The following is a 21,971-nucleotide window of genomic DNA, read 5'->3' as shown; positions in this document are numbered from 1 at the left end:
CTCGCCGTTCACAAGCGGCCTCGCCGGCGAGGCCGCTCACAAGGGATCGCGCCAGGGCGTTGTTTGTGCAGGTACTGCGTGGCCTCAGAAGTTGTAGGTCACACCAGTGAACGCGCCAAAACCATCACCCGGATACAACGACGCCACGTCCCTGCCCTGCGAATTGTAGGTCGGCAATACGGCGGTCACGTAGTCCTGGTCGGTGATGTTCTTCAGGTCCAGGTACACCTGCCAAGACTTGCCTGGATCATCGTAACCAAAACGTGCGCCCCACAATGTATAGGAAGGCGCGTAGAAGCTGTTGGCGTAGTCCACCGCAGTCTTCGAGGCCGTGCGCAGGTTGACCCCGGCGTAGAAGCCGCTGGCCCATTGGTACTGCAGCTCGCCCTGGTAGATATGCTTGGGCAGGCCCGGCAGTTCGTTCTTGCTGAACAGCGGGTCGTTTTCGTAGTGGAAGTCGTTGAGGGTGTAGGCCTGGCGCCAGGTGAGGCTGTCGCCGTTGGCGCCTTGCCACAGGCGTGTAGTCAGCCCCGCCTCGATCCCTTGGTGAATGGTTGGCGAGGCGTTGGACGTAGACACCACAGCGGCAGAGGTGCTGGTGGCGGGAAGCACCTCGACGTTGAGCAGCTCGTTCTTGACCCACGATTTGTAGAGCGCCAGGCTGCCGTCGAAAATCCCGGCCTTGCCCTTGATGCCGAACTCGACGGTGTTGGCCGCTTGCGGCACCAGCGGCTTGGCGTAGTTGCTGGTTACCCCGGAGCCCGAACTGGACCACGAACTTGGCGGGTCGATGGTGCGGCTGGCGTTGGCGAACAGCTGCACGTCCGGGGCGATGTAGTAACGCAGCCCGATGCGTGGCGCGAGCTTCCATTCATCGTACTTGTAGTGGTCAGGCAAGCCACTGGTGTTGCTGCGGTCGCTGAAGGTAACGTTGATGTCGCGCTTGATCTCGATCGCTGACACGCCGGTCGCCAGGTACAGGTTGTCGGTCAGGCCCAGGTCATTGCCCAGGGTGAACACATGGTCGAACGAGCCATCGTATTCGACCTGCTTCTGCAGGATGCCCAGATCCTTGTCGCCACTGTAGGTGCGCACGCCAGACCGGATGTGCTCGGTGCTGCTCCAGCCGATGGTGGTCGTACTGGCTAGGCCGAGCAGCTCGTCGCTACGGCTGTACTTGAGTGAGTAATTGATATCGCGCCAGTCCCAAAAGTTGGGGTTGACGGTGCTCTTGCGGCTGAGAATTTGCGGGTAGTTGTGGTACACCAGGCCGGCTTCGAGGGTCGCGTCGTCATCGAAGGTGTAGGTGGTCTTGCTGCCTACCCAGGTTGAGCCACGCTTGGTGGAATCGCCACGGGTCGTGTAGGTGGCGGCGTTGGTCTGCTTGGAATTGTGCTTGAGCTGCGCCAGGGTCAGGGCGCCAGCGTTTTCGTGGTATTCCTCGCGGTAGCGGATGTACAGGCGCGTTTCCAGCTTGGGGTTGAAGCGGTAACCGAAGTTGCTGACCACGCCCTTGGCCTTGGTGAAGGTGAAGTCCTGGTAGCCGTCGCGCCTGGAGTTGTCGACGCTGACGTAGTAATCGGCGTTACCGGCCACGCCCCCAGTACTCAAGGTCTGCTTCTGCCAGCCGAAACTACCGCCTTCGAGTTTGATGCGGTTACCCGGTGCAGTAAGCCCGGAGTTGGTCACGAAGTTGATCGCCCCCCCCAGCGATAGGGCGCCGTATTCGAAGGCATTGGCGCCACGCAGGACTTCGGTATAGTTCAGACCCTGAGTATCCAACAGTTCGTAAGGGGTGCCACCGGCGCCGGTTAGTGCCAGGCCGTCGAAAAGAAACTTGGTGCCCTCGCGAAAATAGCCTGGCGACGTGTTGGCGCCGGAACCGCGGATGGAAATCTTGATAGCGTCGTTACCGCCCGCGGATTGAGCGTAGACGCCGGGCTGGTAAGCCAGGGTATCTTCCAAGGTGGCCGAGCGGCCTTTTTCCACTTCGGCCTGCGTCACCAGGCTGGTGCCACCAGCAACCTCGTCGAGTTTGCCTTGGGCAACCTGGGCAGGCGTCTGTTTGGCAGCTTGGACGGTGACCGTGCCCAGGCGCTTGTCGCTACTCGAGTCGGAATCGGCAGCGAAGGCCAATGGGGTGAAGGTCAACAGAGCGCTGCTGACAGCGAACAGGGATGAATGGCGAAATTTGGCAGAATTTACCTGATGTTGATGTTTCAAGGTCTTGCTCCCCACCTGAATTAAATTAGGCGAGTTTCTATTGGCATAGTCAATCTCGAAATAAGCGGAGCAAGTTGTGGGCCAACTGGTGATATAGGCTACAGACAGCGGTTTTATCACGATCGATGGCTGGCGAACTGTTGAATACCACGGCGGGTGTCGGAAGCATGTTGTAAAGCAGACAGCCACGCTGTTGGAGATAAATGCCAAACGGTCAAACCGGATCGGCGCATGGACACTATCTTTATTCGGTCGTTAACCATTACCCACCGAGGGCGGTGCCATGAACACCAGCGATCTACTCGAACAGCTGCTGCGAGCAGGACAACGCTCGCAAACGCAACAAGGCAGTAGCGGCACGTCGGCACAAGACGGCCTGGGCGGCCTGGGCGGCTTGCTGGGCGGTCTGCTTGGCGGCGGCAATTTCAAGGCTGGCGGTGGCGGCCTGGGTGATCTACTGGGGGGCATGCTGGGCGGTGGCGGTGCTGGTAGCACGGGCAGCTCCACCCAGGGGCGCCCTGCCAGTGGCATCAACTACGCAGCCCTGGCGTCGTTGGGCATGATGGCCTTCAAGGCCTATCAAAGCTGGCAACGCAGCCAGGCCAGCGCACCGCAGCAGGCCATGCGCACCGTCGACCAATTGTCCGGCCCTGAGGTCGAGGACCATAGCCACGCCATCCTGCGCGCACTGATTGCCGCCGCCAAGGCCGACGGCCGCATCGACGAGCAGGAAGAACAGCTGATCCGCGCGGAAATCCAACGCCACACCAACGACCCGCAATTGCAGCGATGGCTGGACGAGGAAGTGAGCAAGCCACTGGATGCCGCCGACGTGGCTCAGTCGGCCCAGGACCCGGCCATGGCCGCAGAAATGTACCTCGCCAGCGTGATGCTGGTGGATGACCAGCAGGCCGCCGAGCGGGCCTACCTGGATGAACTGGCCAGCGCCCTGCAACTCGATCCGACCTTGCAGGTGCACCTGGAACAGCAGGCCAAGGGCACCGCTTGATGGCCAAGACGCACTAGAAATCCACCTTGCCCCGACCCGCCTTGACCGTGCTCCGCCTGGCCTTGCCTTCGAGGCGACGAGTCTTGGAACCAAGGGTCGGTTTGGTGGGGCGGCGTTTCTTCTCGGTCTTGCCGGCGGCGATGATCAGCTCGGCCAGGCGCGCCAGCGCGTCAGCGCGGTTCTGCTCCTGGGTGCGGTACTGCTGGGCCTTGAGGATCAACACGCCGTCGCCGGTGATGCGACTGTCACGCAGCGCCAGCAGCCGCTCCTTGTAGAACTCGGGCAGCGATGAGGCGCGGATGTCGAAGCGCAGGTGCACGGCGCTGGACACCTTGTTGACGTTTTGCCCACCCGCGCCCTGGGCGCGAATATAGCTCAGTTCGATCTCGGCATCCGGCACGTGCACGTTGTTGGAGATGGTCAGCATGACGATGCCTATGCGAGCACGATGTAGTCGTTGCGCTGCACGACCCCAGCATGCGGCCCTTCGACCAGATGCACATAGCGCCCGCCCACCGCATCGATGGGCAGGCAGTCATCCACGTCGAGCAACGCATCGGTGTGGGCTTTTTGCCAATGCGAGGCGATCTGCCGCTTGCCTCTCTCCTTGGCCTCGCGCATGTCCCTGGCCACCACCAACTGGTAATGATGCGCTTCGCCGAACGTCCGTGCCTCGTAGCCGCCCAGGTTGATGAAGTACAGGCGCGGCGCACCCGGCAACGGCGCCAGCGGGCTGAGCTCCACGCGCCAACCCTCGACGCCCTCGATGGCCATCCATGAATCGATATGCAGGCCCTTGGGGCTGCCGAACCAGCTCTCACGCAGTTGCGGATAGGCTTGCTCCAGCGTGTCGGCGACGACGAACGCGACGTCGTGCACCTCTATCTTTGCCCGCGGATGCTTGCCGCCGAGCAGTACCACAAAAAGCATTGGATACCCCTGTCACCCTGTGCGTCACCCACTGAAGAACACCGCGAGCTTGTTGCCGGTCGGGTCTCGCAGATAGGCGACATAGAAATCGGGAGTATAAATGGCGCGAGTTCCCGGAGCACCCTCGCTGGTGCCGCCATGGGCCACGCCAGCTGCATGCAGCGCGTCGACCTGGTCGCGGGATTGGGTACGGAACGCTGGCATCATGCCGTTGGCCGGGGTGGCAGGACCGCCATCGAAGGGTTTGCCTACGTGCACCGTGCCGGGGCCGTTGAGCTTGTCTGGGGTGTTGGGGAGCGCGTAGCTGCTGACATCTTCGGAGTCGTCCTTGGTGTAGCCGAGTGGCAGCAGGATCGAGTCGTAGAAGGCGGTGGATGCGTTGACGTCGTTGGCACCGATCCAAAGGTAACTGAGCATGAGGGCCTCCAATAGCCTGTTGACAGGTAATGTCTAAGACTCCATCCGCAGGCCTTGATTCAGTGCAACGTGGTATTGAGCCGCTTTTGTGCAATGACGGGCCTCGCCAATAACTAGGCATCGTCCACTACTGGCGAACCACCCCTGAGATGCTCCTCCATCGCAGCACGCTGCTCAAACAGAACCTGCTGGGTTGTCTGCTCGATAAGATCGAAGATCGGTTCCGGCACCCTGTAGAGGTACTGCTTACGCCGATTTTTCGAAACCACCCCGCCATTGGAGAGGCACATCATCACCAGGTTCGCGAGGTCGCTGCCACGGACGTCTGTTTTCTCATCGACCGCTTTGTAGACAGCGTCATAGTTCGCCAGGAATACGGTTTCCTCGCGTAGTTCAACCTCAAGCGCACGCTTGGCCATCTGACAGGTAAACACTACGCTGGCGGTCGCATCCCAATAGCGGTAAATCGCGTCTGAACCTTGGAAGTCGAAGCTGTACTGGTCAAAATCTATCCAATTGACCTCCCAGAAATCCCGCACAGGCCGGGAAAACAACTGGAGCGTCTCCATGTACATCCGCTCCTCTCGCTTCATCGCGACCGAAACGGGTAGTAACAGGCCATTCTCCAAGGCGCCGCTTTGGCAAAGCGCGTGATGAATGAGGAAGCGCGAGAGCCGGCCATTGCCATCCATGAATGGGTGGAGGAAAACGAAACCGAAGGAGATGATGCCGGCAGCGACCAGCGGATCTACCTGTTGGGGTGCCGTATTAGCGAAGCGCATCAACCCTTCCATCAACTCACGGCAAAGCTCCGGCGGAGGCGGGACATAGCTCACCCCCGCTGCGCCTTGCAGCCCATTGGCCAGGTGGTTCTGCTCGTGCCGAAACGCTGCGGCGAGATCGTACGGGTTCGAGATGGCAGCGTTCTGCAGTTGTACCAAGTAGTCTTCAGTCAGTGGAAGCCGCTCATGCGCCTGGCGCAGCAACTGAATGAAGCGCCGGGACTTGTCCTCGGTGGGGGCTTCTTTTTCGATCGCGAACGAGTCCTGCGTTTCGTGAAGGTATGCCCACTGAATCGCCCTATCCATCATCACTGGCGCAAGTGATTCAATGAATTCCCTGGCTCGCCCTATGATGTCATGCTCAAGAAGGGCTGATACCTCAGGCGATCGCTCCACGCACGCGCAGTACGATAAGTCGCCGAGCCCGTTGAATTCGATCCGCCATCTAGGGTTTCGGTCGCCAGGCCGAGTGATGTATCGCGCAGGGTCGAAGAGTGGGGCGTATGCGCCAGTGACTGGAGATGCCTGCGGAATCTGTTCGCCGCTGAAACTCTCTCTCAAAAAGCTGGCTTTACGGAGGTAAACGCCATTGGGAGAACCGTGCAAGGCGGCAGCGAAGTCCTCGACCGGTATATGCGGCAGGACCTGGGCGAGAATCGTAAGATTGATGCCCTCATGCTTCAGGGCAAACAGGACGTGACCCAGCAGATCATGCTCTTCAGGGGCCTGCCGCTGAGGCACGGCTAGCGTGCGCCCAATTTCTCCGATCCGCGTGACCGGCTGGACGACGGCAGGCCGTTTCAGTGGTAGTGCGCTGACCGCCAATCTGTTGCGCAGATGCGCGTAGCCCACTGAGCGCATGCATTAATCCTCAATAATCGTGGCGCCGCTGAGCTTATCTTCAGCACAGCGCTTTAATTTTCAGTTTCCAGGATTATGCCGGTTTTTTCTTAAGTTTCCAGATGGCTGGCGCTCCAGCACTTGTTGAAGTAATGCGCCCTCTTCAATGAATGAACGTCCCAAGCCGCCTCGCTGTCGTAAGTTTTGGATCCAATCCCAACCTGATGACAGAGCCGGGCAGCGATGCGGACCGGCCTTCGAGGAGTTCCAATGCCTAAAGATGCCCCGTGCGTGAGCCGTCGCTCGCTGCTCAAGGCCTCGGCCACTGTTGCAGCCGGCGTAGCTGTCAGTGCCCAGGCTGCCACCATCAGCGGCGTGCCCCAGTGGCTGCCATTCGACCACAACGGCCCCCTGCACTATGACCCCAAGGGCTGGGAGTTCCTGAGTGCCGAGCAGGCCCGCGAGATCGAGGCCATCGTCGAGCAGCTGATCCCCGCGGACGAACTGTCGGTCAGCGGCAAGGAGGCCGGTTGCGCCGTGTTCATCGACCGCCAGCTGGCCGGCCACTACGGCACCTACGAACGGCTCTACCAGCAAGGGCCGTTCGTGGCCGACATCGAACCAGGCTCGGACCAGTTGCCCCGCGAGCGTTACCGCATCGGCCTGGAGCAGCTTGGCAAGTACTGCCAGGCCAGCTTCGGCAAACGCTTCAGCGAACTGGACGGCGAGCAGCGCGACAAGGTGCTCGAAGACATGGAAGCCGGAAAACTCAGCTTCGACGGCATCGACTCGAAGGTGTTCTTCGCACAGCTGCTGCAGAACACCATGGAAGGCTTCTTCGCCGACCCGATCTACGGCGGCAACCGCGACATGGCCAGCTGGAAGATGCTCGGCTTCCCAGGCGCGCGTTATGACTACCGCCCCTATATCGACCGGCACAACGAGAAGCTGGACCTGGTCCCGCTGTCGATCATCGGCAGCTCTGCATGGAGCCGCAAAGGATGAGCGACATGGCGAAGAAACTTCCAGCAACCGACGTCGTGGTGGTGGGGCTCGGCTGGGCCGGCTCGATCATCGCCAAGGAACTGGCCGACGAAGGCCTGCGGGTGTCGGGCTTCGAACGCGGTGCGTGGCGCGACACGGCATCTGACTTCAACATCGCCTCGGCAGCGGACGAGTTGCGCTATGTCACCCGCCAGGAACTGATGTTGCGCACCCGGCAGAATACCTGCACGCTGCGCAACAGCGTCAACGAGACCGCGCTGCCGATGCGCACCTGGGGCTCCTTCCACCCGGGCAATGGCACCGGTGGCGCCGGCAACCATTGGGCCGGCATCACGTTTCGCTTCCAGCCCGAGGAGTTCCGCCTCAAGAGCCACCTGACCGAGCGTTACGGCAGCCAGGCCATCGAAGGCCTGACCCTGCAGGACTGGGGCACCACCTGGGAAGAGATGGAGCCGCACTACGACGCCTTCGAGCGCGTGGCGGGGGTATCTGGCAAGGCCGGCAACATCGGCGGCAACCTGGTCGAAGGCGGCAACCCCTATGAAGGCGCGCGGTCCAGGGAATACCCCAACCCGCCCACCAAGCAGACCTACGCCCCGACGCTGTTCGCCGAAGCGGCACGCAACCTGGGCTACAAGCCATTCCCGGTGCCGTCGGCGCTGGCCTCCCAGGGCTACACCAACCAGTACGGCGTGACCATGGGCCCCTGCACCTTCTGCGGCTTCTGCACCAACTACGGCTGCGCCAACTATTCCAAGGCCAGCGCCATCGTCAATGTGCTGCCGGCCCTGGTACGCATGCCCAACTTCACCGCCAACACCCACTGCGAAGTGCTGGAAGTCACCAAGGACAGCACCGGCAAGCGCGCCACCGGCATCATCTATGTCGACGCCAACGGCCAGAAGTGGGAGCAGCCGGCAGACATCGTCGTGGTGGCGGCCTTCACCTTCGAGAACGTGCGCCTGATGCTGCTCTCGGGCATCGGCCAACCCTACGACCCGATCAGCAACACCGGCACCACTGGCCGCAACTATGCCTACCAGACGGCCAACAACGTGCAGCTGTTCTTCGATGACAAGCAGTTCAACCCCTTCATCGGTGGCGGCGCCATCGGCATGGGCATCGATGAATTCAACAACGACAACTTCGACCACGCCGGCCTCGGCTTCGTCGGCGGCGGCAGCACCCGGGTGACCCCCATCGGCGCCGCGCCGATCAATTCGCGCCCTGTGCCGCCGGGTACTCCACGCTGGGGCAAGCAGTGGAAGAAAGCCACCGCCCAGTACTACGCCAACAACATGTCCATCGGCTGCGAGGCCAGCAACTACAGCGCCCGCACCAACTACCTGTCGCTCGACCCGCACTTCAAGGACCCTCACGGCAGGCCGCTGCTGCGCATCACCTTCGACTTCACCGAGAACGACCTGCGCATGGCGCAATACGTGACCGCCAAGACTGCCGAGATCGCCAAGGCGCTGAACCCGAAGATGATGTTCGCCAACCCGCGCAAGGGACCGTGGTCGAACACCTCCTACCAATCCTCCCACGTGGTCGGCGGTTTCATCATGGGCGCCGACCCTGCCACCAGCTCGGTGAACAAGCACCTGCAGGTGTGGGGCGTGCCCAACCTGTTCGTGGTCGGCGCCTCGGCGTTTCCCCAGAACCCCGGCTACAACCCCACGGGCACCGTTGGCGCGCTGGCGTTCAAGGCCGCCCATGCGATTCGCACCCAGTACCTCAAGCAGCCCGGGGAGATGATCAGCGTATGAAAACCCTCCTCAGCGCAAGCTTCGCCCTGCTCGCCACCGCCAGCGCCGGTGCCCATGCAGTGGCCGGCCAGGACTCCTACGAGTTGGTCGAGAAAGGCCGCTACATCGCCACGCTCGGGGACTGCACGGCCTGCCATACGATCCCCGGCAAGCCGCTGTTCTCGGGTGGCGTGACGATCGACACGCCGTTCGGCAAGCTACTGGGCGCCAACATCACCCCCGACCCGCAAACCGGTATCGGCCGCTGGACCTTCGAGGACTTCCAGGCCAGCATGGACCGCGGCCATGCCCGTGGCGGCAAGCAGCTGTATCCGGCCATGCCCTATGCCGCGTACACCAAGGTCAGCCGCGAGGACAACCTGGCGCTGTGGGCCTACCTGCGCACCGTAGAGCCGGTGCACAACGAGGTCGACACCAACCAGCTGCCCTTCCCGTTCAACGTTCGCCTGAGCATGACGGCGTGGAACTGGCTCAACTTCACCCAGGACCAGTTCCACCCTGACCCCGACAAGAGCCCGCAATGGAACCGCGGCGCCTACCTGGTGCAGGGCCTGGGCCACTGCGGTAGCTGCCACACGCCGAAGAACCTGATCGGCGGCGACAAAGAGGCGGCGTTCCTCCAGGGCGGTGCGCTGCAAAGCTGGATGGCCCCGAACATCACCGGGGCCGCCCACGTGGGCCTGGGCGAATGGACCGAGGCCGACATCGTCAGTTACCTGAAGACCGGTGCCAACCGCTTCGACATCGCCTCAGGCCCCATGGCCGAAGCCGTCGAGCATTCCACCCAGCACTGGCGTGACGATGACCTGAAGGCGGTGGCCGTGTACCTCAAGGACCTCGACCACGACCACCAGAAGCCCCAGGCGATGGCGGCCGATGACCCGGTGATGAAGGCCGGCCGGAGTGTCTACGAGGACCGCTGTTCCGGTTGCCACACACCTGACGGTGAAGGGATTGCGTCGTTGTTCCCGAGGCTGGCCAACGCACCGCTGGTCAACACCCAGGACCCCACCTCGCTGATTCGCGTGGTGTTGGCCGGCAACCGCGCTGGGAGCACCGATGCGGCGCCTACCGGCCCGGCCATGCCATCGTTCGCCTGGAATCTGTCGGATGAAAACATCGCCGATGTGCTGACCTACATCCGCAACAGCTGGGGCAACGCCGCCGAGCCGGTGAGCGCCGGGGATGTGGCCAAGCTGCGCGATACGTTGCAGAGCGACAGCGGTACCTGAAGCCGGACAGCAGACGCGGCGGGTCGCGCCGCCGCGTCTGCTCAACCCAGCTGCACCCGCCGCGAATGGGCCGCTCAGCGGCCCTGCCACTCAGCAAATACCCCCTACCAAGCATACGCCTGAGGTGCTTCGCCGCCAGGCCCCGGCCAGATCGCATCCAGCTTGGCCAGGGTGCAGACCGGTGGTGGGTTGTATGTCTGGGACTTTCAACGCAAAGACAAACAGGTCAACGTCCGAGTGGACGGACAGTTGGCGTTCAATACCTCCCCCAACGTCGTGGACGCGGCATTGGCGGGGTTGGGAGTCCCCTGGCTGCCTGAGGAGGAATTCGCTCCTCACATCGACAACGGTAGCTTGATACGTGTACTGGATAATTCTAAAACACGCGTAACTCCATGAAGCGAGAATTTTCATGCTTTCAGTGCACGAACTCATTGCCGTCGACCCATTGAAGCTGCAAGCGTTGGCCGGCCTGGCAGGCACAGCCAGGCTGATCACTTGGGCTCACACTGTGGATCTTCCCGACCCATGGCGGTGGGTATCGCCGGGCGATCTGGTGATGACCACCGGCGTGGGCATGCCTCATGAAGCTTCAGCGCAAGTGGAATGGCTGGAAAAGCTGGTACAGAGCAACGCAAGCGCATTGGTCATAGCCCCACGCGATGATGCGCCCGAGCTGTCCACAGACCTACTGGAGGCTGCGGATCGCCTGCTGTTCCCTCTGCTGCACGCGAGCTTCGAGCTTGAGTTCGTCAAGCTTTCGCACTATGTCATCGAGAGTGTGTTGCAGGCGCAACGCGAGCGTTTCAATGCCAGTGAGCGGCTGTTCCAGACCTACGCTCAAGCATTACGCATGGAGCCGGAAATGTCTGGCCGCCTGTCCATTCTTGCCAAGAATCTCGAGGTAGACCTGGCGATTGAAGATGCCCTCACTGGCACCCACATCGTCGAGAGCAGGCATGCTTCAGGCGTGGCTCCAGATAACGTCGAGCGCATCCCGATTGGCGGACGGGCCCAGGCCAACCTGCTCATCAGCCGGCGCCCTCATCCCTCTCTCGATGATTCGATACTGGTCCGCTCACTGGTAGGCCTGTTGGGCGTCGAACTGGAGCGCCAGATGATTGTTCGGGACCATCAACGCGAGGAAGGCGCTGCGTTGCTGCACAACCTGCTCGACAGCGACGTCGAGCTGACCCTTACCCGGCCAATGCTTGAACGCCGAGGATTGACCGGCACTCTCGTGGCACTGGCAATCCAACCGGGAAGCGAAGGCCTTCGGACCCTCGACGACATCCATCATGCGCCTGCCTTGTACGCAGCAACGCCCCTGCTGCTGGCCGAGCGCAACGTGCTGCTCGCGATCAGTCGTGATGACGGCGCCCTGTTTCAGGCGCTTCTCGCAGGCCTGGGCGCAGGTACACAAATCGGTATCAGCGGTCCTATCACCACGGCAACCGGCTACAGGGAAGCGGCACGCCAGGCCCGTCTTGCGCTGACACAGGCAGCCGAGCTGAATGCGTCGACCCTGCGCTATGGCGAAGCGGATACCGGTTTGATCATGGCGCCTAAATCCTTGGCAGAGGCACGAGCCCTGGTGGCACGCTATCTGGGCCCGCTCATCGAACACGACCGGGTTCAAAACGCATCGCTGCTGAAGACCCTGACGACTTTTCTGAACAATGACGGTAACTGGAAAGCCAGCGCACTGGACCTCGGCATTCACCGCCAGACGCTTGTCTACCGAATAAAGCTGGTTGAACAACTGACGGGGTTCAGCCCCACGACGACCCAAGGCATCGCCCGGTTCTGGATCGCGCTGCAGGCGGGCAAGAATACCGAGCTACTGCACAACCACTGAACCGTACCGGTACATGAATGCAAACGGCCCCGCTGCGTGGGCGGGGCCGTTCTCCAGCGTTTAGCCTACTACCTTAGTGGCTGGTAGGCATCGCAAACTCAGCGCCTTTGGCGGTGCCCTGCGGCCAGCGCTGCATGATGCTCTTCTGCTTGGTGTAGAAACGCACCCCTTCCTCGCCATAGGCATGCATGTCGCCGAACAGGCTTTTCTTCCAGCCACCGAAGCCATGCCAGGCCATCGGCACCGGGATCGGCACGTTGATGCCGACCATGCCCACCTGGATACGGCGACCGAACTCACGGGCGATGTGGCCATCGCGGGTGTACAGGCTCACGCCGTTGCCGAATTCGTGGGCATTGATCAGGTCCACCGCTTCAGCGAAGTCCTTGACCCGCAGGCAGGCCAGCACCGGGCCGAAGATCTCTTCCTTGTAGATGCGCATGTCCGGGGTGACGTTGTCGAACAGCGTACCGCCCATCCAGAAGCCCTCTGCGCAGCCCTCACCGGCCGTTTGGCCGTTGAACGCCCGACCGTCGACCAGCAGCGTAGCGCCTTCCTTCACGCCTTGTTCGATGTAACCGGTGATGCGCTCGTGGGCAGCACGGGTCACGATCGGCCCCATTTCCGCTTCGAGGTTGGTGCCGTTGAGCACCTTGAGCTCCAGGGTCCGCTCGATCAGTTTCGGCATGACTCTTTCTGCCGTCTCTTCACCGACGAACACAGCGACGCTGATGGCCATGCAACGCTCGCCGGCCGAACCGTAGGCTGCACCGATCAGTGCATCGACAACCTGGTCGATGTCGGCATCGGGCATCACCACCAGGTGGTTCTTGGCGCCGCCCAGGGCCTGCACGCGCTTACCGTGGCGGGCACCGGTTTCGTAGATGTGGTTGGCGATCGGGGTCGAGCCGACGAAGGAGACAGCTTGCACGTCTGGGTGCTCGATCAGTGCGTTGACCGCATCCTTGTCACCCTGCACCACGTTGAACACGCCGTCCGGCAGGCCGGCCTGCTTCAGCAGCTCGGCGATGAACAGACTCGGGCTCGGGTCCAGCGGGCTTGGCTTGAGGACGAAGGTGTTGCCGGTGGCCAGGGCGACCGGGAACATCCACATCGGCACCATCACCGGGAAGTTGAACGGGGTGATGCCGGTCACCACGCCCAGCGGTTGGCGCAGGGTCCAGTTGTCGATGTTGGTGCTCACCTGATCGGTGAAATCGGTTTTCAGCAACTGCGGCGCGCCACAGGCGAACTCGACGATCTCGATGCCACGCATCACCTCGCCCTGGGCGTCGGTGAAGACCTTGCCATGCTCGGCGGTGATCATGCGGGCCAGGTCGTCTTTGTGCTCATTCAGCAGCGCCAGGAACTTGTTCAGCACGCGCGAACGGCGCAGCGGCGACAGGTTGCTCCACGTCGGGAAGGCTGCCTTGGCCGAGGCTACGGCAGCGTCCACATCCTTCGGTGCCGACAATTGCACCTGACCTGTGACAGCGCCGGTAGCGGGGTTGTAGACAGACTGCTGCAGGCCGCTGGTGGCATCGGCACGGGCGCCAGAGATCCAGTTGGTAATGGTGGTGGTCATCTTTGCTCTCACATCTCGAAATAGGTAAACCGCGCGGGACGCTGCCCCGCCGGGCAATCAATAAATGGCGTAGACCTTGCGCACGGTCTCGATCACGTCCCAGCGCCCGGTCCAACCCGGCGGCAGGATGATGAGGTCACCACCGGTGACTTCCACGACTTCCTTGCTCTGGTCGTCAGTCAGCAAGGCACGCCCGGAAATGATGTAGGTGAATTCGGTATCGGGACGGTTTATCACCGGCCAACCACCTGGCTGGCATTCCCAGACACCCAGGTTGCCGACTGCCTCGGGGGCCAGGGTCTGAATGGCGATCTGCGGATCGCCCTTGTCGGCGCCAGCGCGCTGGCCGGCAGGGTTCAGTGGCAACGATTGAATCGCAGCGGACTTGATGATCGTGAAAGTCGTCACGGTTGGTTCCTCTTCAATGTGCACCCGTCAGCTTTTCCAGCAACATTGCAGTGCGAGATGGACGATGAGTGAAGCGCTCTTCGATATCGCTCAGCGAGGCGGCGGTCAGCCCGCTGTTGATACCGAGCCAGCGCAGTGGTTCGCGCTCCCAGGAAGGCGAGCGGTGATTGACGATAGGCAGCGTGTTGACGTCGTCTTCACGCTCAAGAATCAGGTTGCGCAAGATGCGCCCGGCCAGGTTGCTGGTGGCCACGCCATCGCCCACGTAGTTGCCGGCCCAGGCCATGCGATTGTTGCGGTCGATGCTGACCGTGGGGCACCAGTCGCGCGACACGCCCAATGCCCCACCCCAACGGTGGGTGATGCGCGCATCGACGAGGTCCGGGAAGAACTCGACCAAGGTGTCGTGGATCTTGGCGTGGATGCTGTCGACCAGATCGGCTTCGTCGGTCATGCGCGAGCCCCAGTTATAGGGGGCGCCGCGGCCTCCGAAGACCAGACGACCTTCGGCCGTGACCTGGCCATAAACCCGCAGGTGGCGCATGTCGTTGAATGCCATGCGGTGATCGAGGTTGAGCTTGCCCAGCAGTTCGCGAGGCAGTGGCTCGGTGGCCAGCACCAGCGAGTACAGCGGAATGACGAACCGTGAGTGCCCTGGCTGCTGGGAGGTAAAGGCCTCGGTCGCGCGCACGGCGATTTCTGCTGTTACGCAGCCGTGCGAGGTCTGCACCACACCTGGCGCCATTTGCGTTACCGCAGACTGCTCGTAGATCTTCGCGCCCATGCTTTCCACCAGACGCGCCAGGCCACGCACGAGCTTGCCCGGGTGGATCAAGGCGCAATGCTCGGTGTAAAGCCCCCCTCGTGTGCCTTGGGCACCTACGCGGCCTTGCGCTTCGGCACCTTCAAGTACACGCCATTGATCTGGCAGGCCGAAACGCGCTGAGGCCTCCACGGCCGCACGCGCCCTGGCCATTTGCGGCGCACTGCGCGCCAGGGACATGAAACCCTGCTTGGCGAAGTCTGCCTCGACGCCCTCGAGAGCGAGTACACGGCCGATTTCATCGACGGTTTCGTTCATGGCCTGCTGTAAACGCAGGGCAGCGCCGTGCGAGTACATCTGGGTGACGCGCTCGAGGGAAATCGGGAAGATCGCCGATGCCCACCCGCCGTTGCGCCCCGAGGCGCCGAAGCCCACTTCGCGTTTCTCGAGCAGCACCACACGCAGGCTCGGGTCGCTCTTGAGCAAGTAGTAGGCCGTCCACAACCCTGTGTAACCGGCACCGACGATCACCACATCGGCCTGGCTGTCGCCTTCCAGGCGCATACGCGGCTGGGCAGGTTCGAACCACAAGGGCCGGTTCGGTAACTGGGACAAAACTGATTTGGCTGACATGCTGTTGGCTTCCCATTGATGCCTGGAACAAGGGTGGTAAAGCGAGAAACTAGATTTTGTCGGTCGCCGGCTGAACCTGGCTCAGCGCTCGCTCGCGTCGGTTTCGCGACATCTGCAAGCCTATGTAAGAGATGGCAATGGCAACGATTGCGATCAGGCACTGCAGCAGGCTGACCTGCATGGAGGGATCGAACGCCATGCTTACCAGTACGGCAATGATCGACGCCGTGACCAATAACGGCAGCCATGGATGGCACCACATGGCGAACTTCAAAGAGCCCTCGGCCACCCATTTGCGGCGAAGCTTGAGCTGCGACAGGCAGATCATCAGGTAGACGAACAGGAATACCGTGCCCGAGGAGTTGATGAGGAACTGGAACACGGTGTCTGGCCACAGGGCAGCGATCACCACACAGCCGTAGCCAACCAAGGTGGAGGCAATGACACCGCGAGCAGGCACGCCTTTGCTGTTCACGCCCGCGATCCAGCGAGGCGCTTCACCGTTGGCGGCCAGCACGTAGAGCAAGCGCGATGAGGTGTAGAGCCCGGCGTTCAGCACCGACAGCACCGCAACCAGAATGACCACGGTGAGCATGTCGCCAGCGCCTGGAATGCCGATGTGCTCGAGCGTGCTCACGAAGGGCGACTTGCCTGGAACCTGCGCGGTCCAAGGCTGAGCGACAACGATGAAGAAGGTGGCCAGCACGAAGAACACCAGGATGCGCAGCATCACTGTGTTGACAGCCTTGCGGATGTTACGCGACGGGTCTTCCGATTCAGCGGCGGCCAAGGTGGCTACCTCGACGCCGGTCATGGAGAAAATCACCACGACCACACCCGTGAACAGCGAACCGACGCCATGGGGCAAGAAGCCGCCGTGCTGGGTGAGGTTGGCGAAGCTGGCAGTGGAGTTGGGCCACAGATGGAAGACATAGGCACCTGCCACCACCAGGAACACGATGATAGCGGCCACCTTCACACCGGCGAACCAGTACTCTGCCTCACCAAACGAATGCACCGACATCAAGTTCAGCAAGGTCATGCTGATCATCAGCCCCAGCGCAATGACCCACACAGGAATACCCGGTAGCCAGGCATTGATGATCTGCCCACCGACCACGGCTTCGAAGCCCACGACGATGACCCAGAAATACCAGTACAGCCACCCAGTCATGTACCCAGCCGGGCGACCGAATGCCAGGCGGGCATAATCGACAAAAGAACCTTTGGCGGGATGCGCTGCGGCCATCTCGCCGAGCATGCGCATGACAAGTGCGACGATAAGGCCGGTGATCGCGTAAGTGATGAAGGCACCGGGCCCTGTGGAGGCGATTACCGCACTGGAGCCGACGAACAAACCGGCACCAATCACGCCGCCCAGGGCAAGCATGCTGATGTGTCGAGTCTTGAGCGCACGCTTGAGGCGAGGATCATGTTCTGACTGGATAGGCACTGGTTGTCTCCTTCTAATTATTAATGGTCAACGCAGCCTGGGGAGGAGATTAAGCAGCCAGGAATGCGCTGAACATCGTCAAATTGCAGAGACGAACCGTTCAATTCATACAGATGTACAAACGGACAATTGCAAGAAAAAAGGCGTCAATTCGTTCAGGTTGAACGCGCCTCAAGTGCCGTTCAGGCGGCATGCGAATGGGCCGCACAGCGGCCCCGGCCAGCCCCAGTCGCACGGTCAGAAGTAATAGCGAACCGAAGCCCCCAACGTCGTCGAAGGCTGCGGCACGATCACCAGCCCACTGCTCGTGCCGTAGGCAATCTCAGTCCCATACCGATGAGGCTGGAACGTGCCATACACGCTGAACTGATAATCCTGATAGTCATAACTCGCCCGCAGGTCATACCGCGTATAGGGCGGCATCTCGTGCTTCTCGGTCCCGATGTAATAGGGAATGCCGTCCAGGTGGTACACATCCGCGTTCAGGGTCAACTGGCCATTCATGAACCCATTGCGGTACTGCACACCCGCCTTGTAGGTATGCTCCGGCACCACCAACAGCGCACCGGTACCCGCTGGCGGGTTGTTGATCACCGCATCGATGATGCGCCCGTAGCTCATGTAGGTGCTGACCGTTGACGACACCTGGTAATTGAAGCTCGTTTCTGCCCCGCGCCGCGTGGTGTCGCCCACTTGCTCGTAGACCCCGGGCGAAGTCTGCACGGTCTCGCTGTCGTTCTCGATGTAGTAGAACTCGGTGGTGTTCGAGAACCGCTCCGTAGGCCTCACCGTGAAGCCGATATCGTAGGACTTGACCTTGCTCGGCCGCACATCGCCGTTGATCTGCCCGCCGGTCTGGCTCGGCGGCAGCGCGCTGCTGCTACCGGAGCTGATGTATTCCGCAGCCGGTGAACGAAATCCCTGCGCCACGTTGGTGAACAGGTCGAGTTGCTCGATCGGCGTCCAGACCAAACCGAACTTCGGCGTGGTGACAGAGCTGTGATAGCCCGTATCGGCGTCGCGGAATTTCAGGTTGTCGATGTCATAGTCGAAGCGATCGTAGCGAACTCCGGCCAGCAGCTTGAGTGACTCGAAGGGTTTGTACTGGCCTTGGGCGAATACGCCGTAGGTGATCAGATCCATGTCGAAGTCGTAGTAGAAATTCGGCGTCGGCTCGAAGTCCCGGTATTGCTGGCGGAAGGCATCGCCTTTGTCGCGACGAACATCCGCCCCGACCATCAATGACGCCGTGTCTTGATGGACGAAGTTGTAGGCGACCCGCCCGCCATAGATATCGCGGTCATCCTTGCCGTAGTTGTGGGTGACAGTACCGTTGGAAATCGCCCGCACGCGCCTGAAATTCTCGTAGTAACCGGTGTAGTACAGGCCAGCTTCGTCATAGGCTGGAGCCCGATTGAAGACGATGGTGTTGCGATTGGCATTGCCGAAGCCGTACAGGTTATCGGTGTCGCGCCGGCTGATGGTGCCCGCTCGCAGTGCAGGCAGGTTCAGGTAACCATCGTTCTTGAAATCCGACTCGTAGTGGCTGAACCGAGCCGAATACTTGGCGTCGTCGAAAACCTTGGAGAGCTTCCAGAAATAGTTGTCGCGGTTGGTTTCGGCAGCCTTTCGATAGCCATTGGTCTTGTACACATCGGCCACGAACAGCGACTCGAAGCCTTCATGTTCACCCGCCAGCACCAGGTTGGCCCGGCGCCCGTCATAGCTTGCGATGTCCAGCCCGATGCTCGACGCGACATCACCGCCATCGAGGGTTTCGATATTCACGGCACCCGCGCGGTTCTGGTCGCCGAACAGCGCCGAGACCGGCCCCTTGATGACATCGACGCGCTTGATCATCTGCGGCGTCAGCCACTCCATGAACACCGGCCCATGCCCTGCGCCACCTTGGCTGGAGGGGATGTTCTGCGGCACGCCATCCACATACACCGCCACGTCCGCACCGTGGGTGCCATTGGTGGCGAAGCCACGCATGCGAAAACCGTTTCCGGTGTCGCCCTGGTCGATGTTGTTGGCTACCACGCCTGGCACGCGGCGGTAGATGTTGGAGATGTCGCGATCCACATTGAGGGTGCGTAGCTCTTCATCGGTGATCGTCGACACCGCCGCAGGCAGGCTCTGCGCTGCATTGCTGACCTTGCTGCGCGCCAATGGATCGGGGCGCCCGTTGTGCCCGCCCTGCCCCGTGACTTCGATCGCCTCCAGCTCGGCCACTTCTGGCGCCTCAACTTCCAGCGCGGTCACAGGTTCCCATGCGCCCATTCCTGTCAGTGCCGCGCCAGTCAGAACCCATACCCTGCCGCGTTTCATACTTCCATACATAGAGACAGCCTTCCGATGTTTTGAATTGTGTTGCGTAAGCTGCGGGAGCGGTCAGCCTTCCCGCATGTGCCGCTCCTGGCGCTCTTGTCGTTCTTTGGCTTCGATGCACAGCGTCGCGGTTGGGCGTAGCAGCAAGCGCCGTAGGCCGATGGGTTCGCCGGTGTCCTGGCACCAGCCGTAGTCGCCGCGAGAGAGCCGCTCGAGGGCTTCATCGATCTTGTCCAGGAGCTTTTTTTCGCGTTCCAGCAGGCGCAGTTGCCAGTGCCGCTGCTCCTCGACCGTGCCCAGGTCGGAAGGGTCGCTGCTGGGCTCGAACTCGCGCATGGCCTGGAATTCGCCAGAGATCCGCGCCTGCAGCTCGGTGCGCTGGGCCAGCAACAGCGTGCGGAAAAACGCCTGCTGTGTGGCGTCCATGTAGGCGTCGTCTGGCATTGAAAGCAGCTCTTGCTCTGTCATCGCGGGCATCCCCAAGTCTTGAATCAAGCCTCTCATGTTATAACGTAACAATAACTTCCACCAGCAGCAGACTCCCTGTAGGAGCGGGTTTACCCGCGAATGGCCCTACAACAATCCTGTAGGAGCGGGCTTGCCCGCGAATGGCCCACAGCAGTTGCCACGCCGGAAACCTGCACGACAAAATGCCGAATCCTCATGGAAAAATCCCCCGGACACCTCAAATGATCGCCCCCCGTCGCCTGCCCATTTGGCGGGCCCTTTCAGAACTGTTCCTCGACGTTGAACTGGACGACACCCAGTTCGCCTATGTAGCGCGGATCGTGGCCGAGAGCGGCTATTCAGCCGATGAGATCCAAACCATCCTCTGGAACGAAGTATTCCCGGTACTGAAAGCCAACCTGCACAGCGTGGCAGGCGAATGGGTAGGCTGGCCGGACGATTGGTTGCTGCAACATCTCCAGGTCAGCCAAGCGCCTGCGCGTGTTCCGCGGTTCGGCATGGCGGCGGAGGAAATCAGCCGATGTTGGGCCCAGGTGGCATTGCGGTTGCCGGCGAGCTTTCACTGACTTTGATTCGTTGGCGCCTTGAGCGACAATCCGCCGCCCACCTGTTTGCCGCCAAGGATTGGACATGGCACTGACCAGCAAGATCACCCCCTACGACCCCGACTGGCCTGCCCGCTTCCAGGCAGACAAGCCACTCATCGCCACGGCCTTCGGTAATGAACTCCAGGCCATTCATCACGTCGGCAGCACAGCTGTTCCGGGGCTTGTGGCCAAGCCCGAGATCGATGTGCTGATCGAGGTGGAGCAGCAGTGCAATGAAGCGGCGCGGGACGAGGTGTTGCAGGGGCTGGGGTATGTGCGAGGCAGCGATTTGTCGCCAGGGCATCACTTCTACCGGCGCAATGTGGACGGGGTGCGTACCCACAAGCTCCACGTTTGCACGCGGGGGCATGTTTCGATCAGGCAGATGCTTGGGTTTCGGGATTTACTGCGCAGCGATGCCCTGATCCGCCAGCAGTATGCGGAGCTGAAGCTGCAACTGGAGGCCAGCAATACTGGCGGCATGGCGGATTATCTGGAGGGGAAGGCGCCCTTCATTCTCGGGGCGTTGCTAGAGGCCGGATTGGGTGTAGATGAATGATCGGTTTGCCTGGTCAGCCCTCCTCTAATTGCTACGAAATGATCGAAGAAAATCAGATTTAGGCTCTTTCTTGTAGGACGTTTCGGAAAGATACTGTTGCGGTCTGTTTTACGTTGCGGTTGCTCAGTCAGCGCTCTAGTCTCGATGAGTCGTTGCATATCAACGACTAGCTTTGACAGGCTGACAATGACCAACCGCACGGTTCTGCCTATGGCAGCTGTGTGTGGGGCACCCCCGTGTGCGCCGGTTTGGTCCTTCCGGTCTGTCAACCCACTCACAGTTGCCACCACTTGTTTGACAGCAAGCGCTGGTCGCTTCATCTAGGACCGAATGATGCTGAAGATAGTCCCCGATCCACCAAACTCCCCCTACTCCCTCGAAGAGACCCTGTTGATGGCCTCGGACTATGCGCTCTGCGCAGAAGCCGTCGCACAGCAGGCTGTTCTGATGCGGCCTAAGGCACCGGTGTCAATGTTGCTGACGGCGGTAATGCACGAGCTGGAGGCGCTACGCCAATTGCTCGAGTCAGCCATGGCCCAGGTCCAGATACCCGCTCATCCGCCGGCGCGCCACTAGCCACATCACGCTATGCCTGGGCTGGCCCGTTCGCGGGTAAACCCGCTCCTACCTTGCTCACCACGGTCCCCCCAGCTTGGCGGTGATCCCGTGTAGGAACCGGCTTGCCCGAGATAAGGCCAGCCCAGGCACCCAAGATTTCAGGGAGAGATCGCAATGACCACGGACACCCACGAAACCCGCTGCACCCCCGGTAAAACTCACTTCTATCAAGGCGACGGCCACGGCCAACCTTTGTTCTGCATCGCCCCCGGCATCCCCTGCCAACACGCCCGCGAACAGGCCTCCGAGCTATTGGGCCTGGTGCGAGAACTGACCATCGCCGGCGTGATGGAAAGCAACCCCGATTTCGTCTGGGCCTCCCACTACCTGAGCGCCCTGGCCAAGGCCCTGCTGGATGACGCCGAGCTAGGCATGCGCCGCCGCCCCGCGGCCTGACCGCCGCCAAACCTCCACCGCCATTGTTGGTGCGGCCCACCCGCGAACGCCCCACTCTCAATGTAGGAGCGGCCTTGTGCCGCGATGGGCCGCAAAGCGGCCCCC

The 21,971-nt window shown here is 61.4% G+C and carries 20 protein-coding genes and 1 pseudogene; 10 read left to right on the top strand and 11 right to left on the bottom strand.

The genetic code is table 11. The features are described from left to right. Positions 1-84 precede the first annotated feature (84 nt). Positions 85-2,151, bottom strand: coding sequence for a TonB-dependent receptor family protein (locus tag IAE37_RS27625; RefSeq protein ID WP_236410208.1), 2,067 nt, complete (start codon positions 2,149-2,151; stop codon positions 85-87). Positions 2,152-2,506: 355 nt separating this feature from the next. Here IAE37_RS27625 and IAE37_RS27620 point away from each other — a divergent pair, with 355 nt between their 5' ends. Next, positions 2,507-3,232, top strand: coding sequence for a tellurite resistance TerB family protein (locus IAE37_RS27620; RefSeq protein ID WP_201178626.1), 726 nt, complete (start codon positions 2,507-2,509; stop codon positions 3,230-3,232). 13 nt (positions 3,233-3,245) lie between these two features. Here the strand turns inward: IAE37_RS27620 and arfB are convergent, their stop codons facing one another. The 4 genes from arfB to IAE37_RS27600 all read right to left on the bottom strand — a co-directional run bounded on the left by arfB (position 3,246) and on the right by IAE37_RS27600 (position 6,222). Next, on the bottom strand, positions 3,246-3,659 hold the full coding sequence (arfB, locus tag IAE37_RS27615; RefSeq protein ID WP_201178625.1) for an alternative ribosome rescue aminoacyl-tRNA hydrolase ArfB: 414 nt from the start codon (positions 3,657-3,659) through the stop codon (positions 3,246-3,248). Between the two features lie 8 nt (positions 3,660-3,667). Beyond that, positions 3,668-4,162, bottom strand: a complete 495-nt coding sequence (locus IAE37_RS27610) for a DUF1543 domain-containing protein (protein WP_201178624.1) — start codon at positions 4,160-4,162, stop codon at positions 3,668-3,670. A gap of 24 nt (positions 4,163-4,186) precedes the next feature. Beyond that, positions 4,187-4,579 carry a VOC family protein gene (locus tag IAE37_RS27605; protein ID WP_201178623.1) on the bottom strand — a complete coding sequence of 131 codons (393 nt, stop codon included), beginning with the start codon at positions 4,577-4,579 and terminating at the stop codon, positions 4,187-4,189. 113 nt (positions 4,580-4,692) lie between these two features. After that, positions 4,693-6,222: a Fic family protein gene (locus IAE37_RS27600; protein ID WP_201178622.1), complete on the bottom strand. Its 1,530-nt coding sequence runs from the start codon at positions 6,220-6,222 to the stop codon at positions 4,693-4,695. A gap of 249 nt (positions 6,223-6,471) precedes the next feature. Here IAE37_RS27600 and IAE37_RS27595 point away from each other — a divergent pair, with 249 nt between their 5' ends. From IAE37_RS27595 to IAE37_RS27575, 5 genes and pseudogenes are all read left to right on the top strand, one after another. Next, entirely contained in the window at positions 6,472-7,206 is a 735-nt protein-coding gene (locus tag IAE37_RS27595) for a gluconate 2-dehydrogenase subunit 3 family protein (RefSeq protein ID WP_201178621.1), read from the top strand. Between the two features lie 5 nt (positions 7,207-7,211). Beyond that, complete coding sequence (locus tag IAE37_RS27590; RefSeq protein ID WP_201178620.1) at positions 7,212-8,975, top strand: GMC family oxidoreductase; 1,764 nt, start codon at positions 7,212-7,214, stop codon at positions 8,973-8,975. Continuing rightward, positions 8,972-10,207, top strand: a complete 1,236-nt coding sequence (locus tag IAE37_RS27585; RefSeq protein WP_201178619.1) for a cytochrome c — start codon at positions 8,972-8,974, stop codon at positions 10,205-10,207. Before IAE37_RS27590 ends, IAE37_RS27585 begins: the two co-directional genes overlap by 4 nt. A 168-nt stretch (positions 10,208-10,375) precedes the next feature. Further along, positions 10,376-10,582, top strand: a pseudogene (locus IAE37_RS27580) (LysR substrate-binding domain-containing protein); the annotation flags it as partial. A gap of 37 nt (positions 10,583-10,619) precedes the next feature. Then, entirely contained in the window at positions 10,620-12,065 is a 1,446-nt protein-coding gene (locus IAE37_RS27575) for a PucR family transcriptional regulator (RefSeq protein WP_201178618.1), read from the top strand. Positions 12,066-12,138: 73 nt separating this feature from the next. Here the strand turns inward: IAE37_RS27575 and IAE37_RS27570 are convergent, their stop codons facing one another. The 6 genes from IAE37_RS27570 to dksA form a co-directional block, all read right to left on the bottom strand. Beyond that, entirely contained in the window at positions 12,139-13,650 is a 1,512-nt protein-coding gene (locus tag IAE37_RS27570; RefSeq protein WP_201178617.1) for a CoA-acylating methylmalonate-semialdehyde dehydrogenase, read from the bottom strand. Positions 13,651-13,707: 57 nt separating this feature from the next. Continuing rightward, positions 13,708-14,058 carry a cupin domain-containing protein gene (locus IAE37_RS27565; protein ID WP_201178616.1) on the bottom strand — a complete coding sequence of 117 codons (351 nt, stop codon included), beginning with the start codon at positions 14,056-14,058 and terminating at the stop codon, positions 13,708-13,710. Between the two features lie 13 nt (positions 14,059-14,071). After that, positions 14,072-15,412, bottom strand: a complete 1,341-nt coding sequence (locus IAE37_RS27560) for an NAD(P)/FAD-dependent oxidoreductase (protein WP_236410207.1) — start codon at positions 15,410-15,412, stop codon at positions 14,072-14,074. A 91-nt stretch (positions 15,413-15,503) separates the two neighbouring features. After that, positions 15,504-16,907 carry an amino acid permease gene (locus IAE37_RS27555; protein ID WP_201178614.1) on the bottom strand — a complete coding sequence of 468 codons (1,404 nt, stop codon included), beginning with the start codon at positions 16,905-16,907 and terminating at the stop codon, positions 15,504-15,506. A gap of 237 nt (positions 16,908-17,144) precedes the next feature. After that, positions 17,145-19,190, bottom strand: coding sequence for a TonB-dependent receptor (locus IAE37_RS27550; RefSeq protein ID WP_201178613.1), 2,046 nt, complete (start codon positions 19,188-19,190; stop codon positions 17,145-17,147). Between the two features lie 111 nt (positions 19,191-19,301). Then, a complete protein-coding gene (gene dksA / locus IAE37_RS27545; RefSeq protein ID WP_201178627.1) occupies positions 19,302-19,706 on the bottom strand; it encodes an RNA polymerase-binding protein DksA in 405 nt (134 codons plus the stop codon). Positions 19,707-19,927: 221 nt separating this feature from the next. On the opposite strand from dksA, the gene IAE37_RS27540 reads away from it, so the two are divergent. The 4 genes from IAE37_RS27540 (at position 19,928) to IAE37_RS27525 (ending at position 21,866) form a co-directional block, all read left to right on the top strand. Further along, a complete protein-coding gene (locus IAE37_RS27540; RefSeq protein WP_201178612.1) occupies positions 19,928-20,272 on the top strand; it encodes a DUF7079 family protein in 345 nt (114 codons plus the stop codon). Between the two features lie 64 nt (positions 20,273-20,336). Further along, entirely contained in the window at positions 20,337-20,852 is a 516-nt protein-coding gene (locus IAE37_RS27535; RefSeq protein ID WP_201178611.1) for a GrpB family protein, read from the top strand. 333 nt (positions 20,853-21,185) lie between these two features. Beyond that, positions 21,186-21,428, top strand: a complete 243-nt coding sequence (locus IAE37_RS27530; protein WP_201178610.1) for a hypothetical protein — start codon at positions 21,186-21,188, stop codon at positions 21,426-21,428. A gap of 156 nt (positions 21,429-21,584) precedes the next feature. After that, entirely contained in the window at positions 21,585-21,866 is a 282-nt protein-coding gene (locus IAE37_RS27525; protein ID WP_201178609.1) for a DUF3077 domain-containing protein, read from the top strand. Positions 21,867-21,971 lie beyond the last annotated feature (105 nt).

The organism is Pseudomonas sp. S31 (assembly GCF_016648105.1).
Lineage (GTDB): Bacteria > Pseudomonadota > Gammaproteobacteria > Pseudomonadales > Pseudomonadaceae > Aquipseudomonas.
Note: the sequence above shows the minus strand (reverse complement) of the source record. Positions and strands in the feature narration are given on the sequence as shown.

Excerpts from the sequence above, each read along its gene's own strand:
- IAE37_RS27535 (WP_201178611.1), top strand. The coding sequence starts at position 20,337 with ATGGCACTGACCAGCAAGATCACCCCCTACGACCCCGACTGGCCTGCC.
- IAE37_RS27595 (WP_201178621.1), top strand. The coding sequence starts at position 6,472 with ATGCCTAAAGATGCCCCGTGCGTGAGCCGTCGCTCGCTGCTCAAGGCC.
- IAE37_RS27620 (WP_201178626.1), top strand. The coding sequence starts at position 2,507 with ATGAACACCAGCGATCTACTCGAACAGCTGCTGCGAGCAGGACAACGC.
- IAE37_RS27585 (WP_201178619.1), top strand. The coding sequence starts at position 8,972 with ATGAAAACCCTCCTCAGCGCAAGCTTCGCCCTGCTCGCCACCGCCAGC.
- IAE37_RS27550 (WP_201178613.1), bottom strand. The coding sequence starts at position 19,190 with ATGGGCGCATGGGAACCTGTGACCGCGCTGGAAGTTGAGGCGCCAGAA.
- IAE37_RS27590 (WP_201178620.1), top strand. The coding sequence starts at position 7,212 with ATGGCGAAGAAACTTCCAGCAACCGACGTCGTGGTGGTGGGGCTCGGC.
- IAE37_RS27540 (WP_201178612.1), top strand. The coding sequence starts at position 19,928 with ATGATCGCCCCCCGTCGCCTGCCCATTTGGCGGGCCCTTTCAGAACTG.
- IAE37_RS27600 (WP_201178622.1), bottom strand. The coding sequence starts at position 6,222 with ATGCGCTCAGTGGGCTACGCGCATCTGCGCAACAGATTGGCGGTCAGC.
- dksA (WP_201178627.1), bottom strand. The coding sequence starts at position 19,706 with ATGACAGAGCAAGAGCTGCTTTCAATGCCAGACGACGCCTACATGGAC.
- IAE37_RS27575 (WP_201178618.1), top strand. The coding sequence starts at position 10,620 with ATGCTTTCAGTGCACGAACTCATTGCCGTCGACCCATTGAAGCTGCAA.
- IAE37_RS27570 (WP_201178617.1), bottom strand. The coding sequence starts at position 13,650 with ATGACCACCACCATTACCAACTGGATCTCTGGCGCCCGTGCCGATGCC.
- IAE37_RS27525 (WP_201178609.1), top strand. The coding sequence starts at position 21,585 with ATGACCACGGACACCCACGAAACCCGCTGCACCCCCGGTAAAACTCAC.
- IAE37_RS27610 (WP_201178624.1), bottom strand. The coding sequence starts at position 4,162 with ATGCTTTTTGTGGTACTGCTCGGCGGCAAGCATCCGCGGGCAAAGATA.
- IAE37_RS27530 (WP_201178610.1), top strand. The coding sequence starts at position 21,186 with ATGCTGAAGATAGTCCCCGATCCACCAAACTCCCCCTACTCCCTCGAA.
- arfB (WP_201178625.1), bottom strand. The coding sequence starts at position 3,659 with ATGCTGACCATCTCCAACAACGTGCACGTGCCGGATGCCGAGATCGAA.
- IAE37_RS27605 (WP_201178623.1), bottom strand. The coding sequence starts at position 4,579 with ATGCTCAGTTACCTTTGGATCGGTGCCAACGACGTCAACGCATCCACC.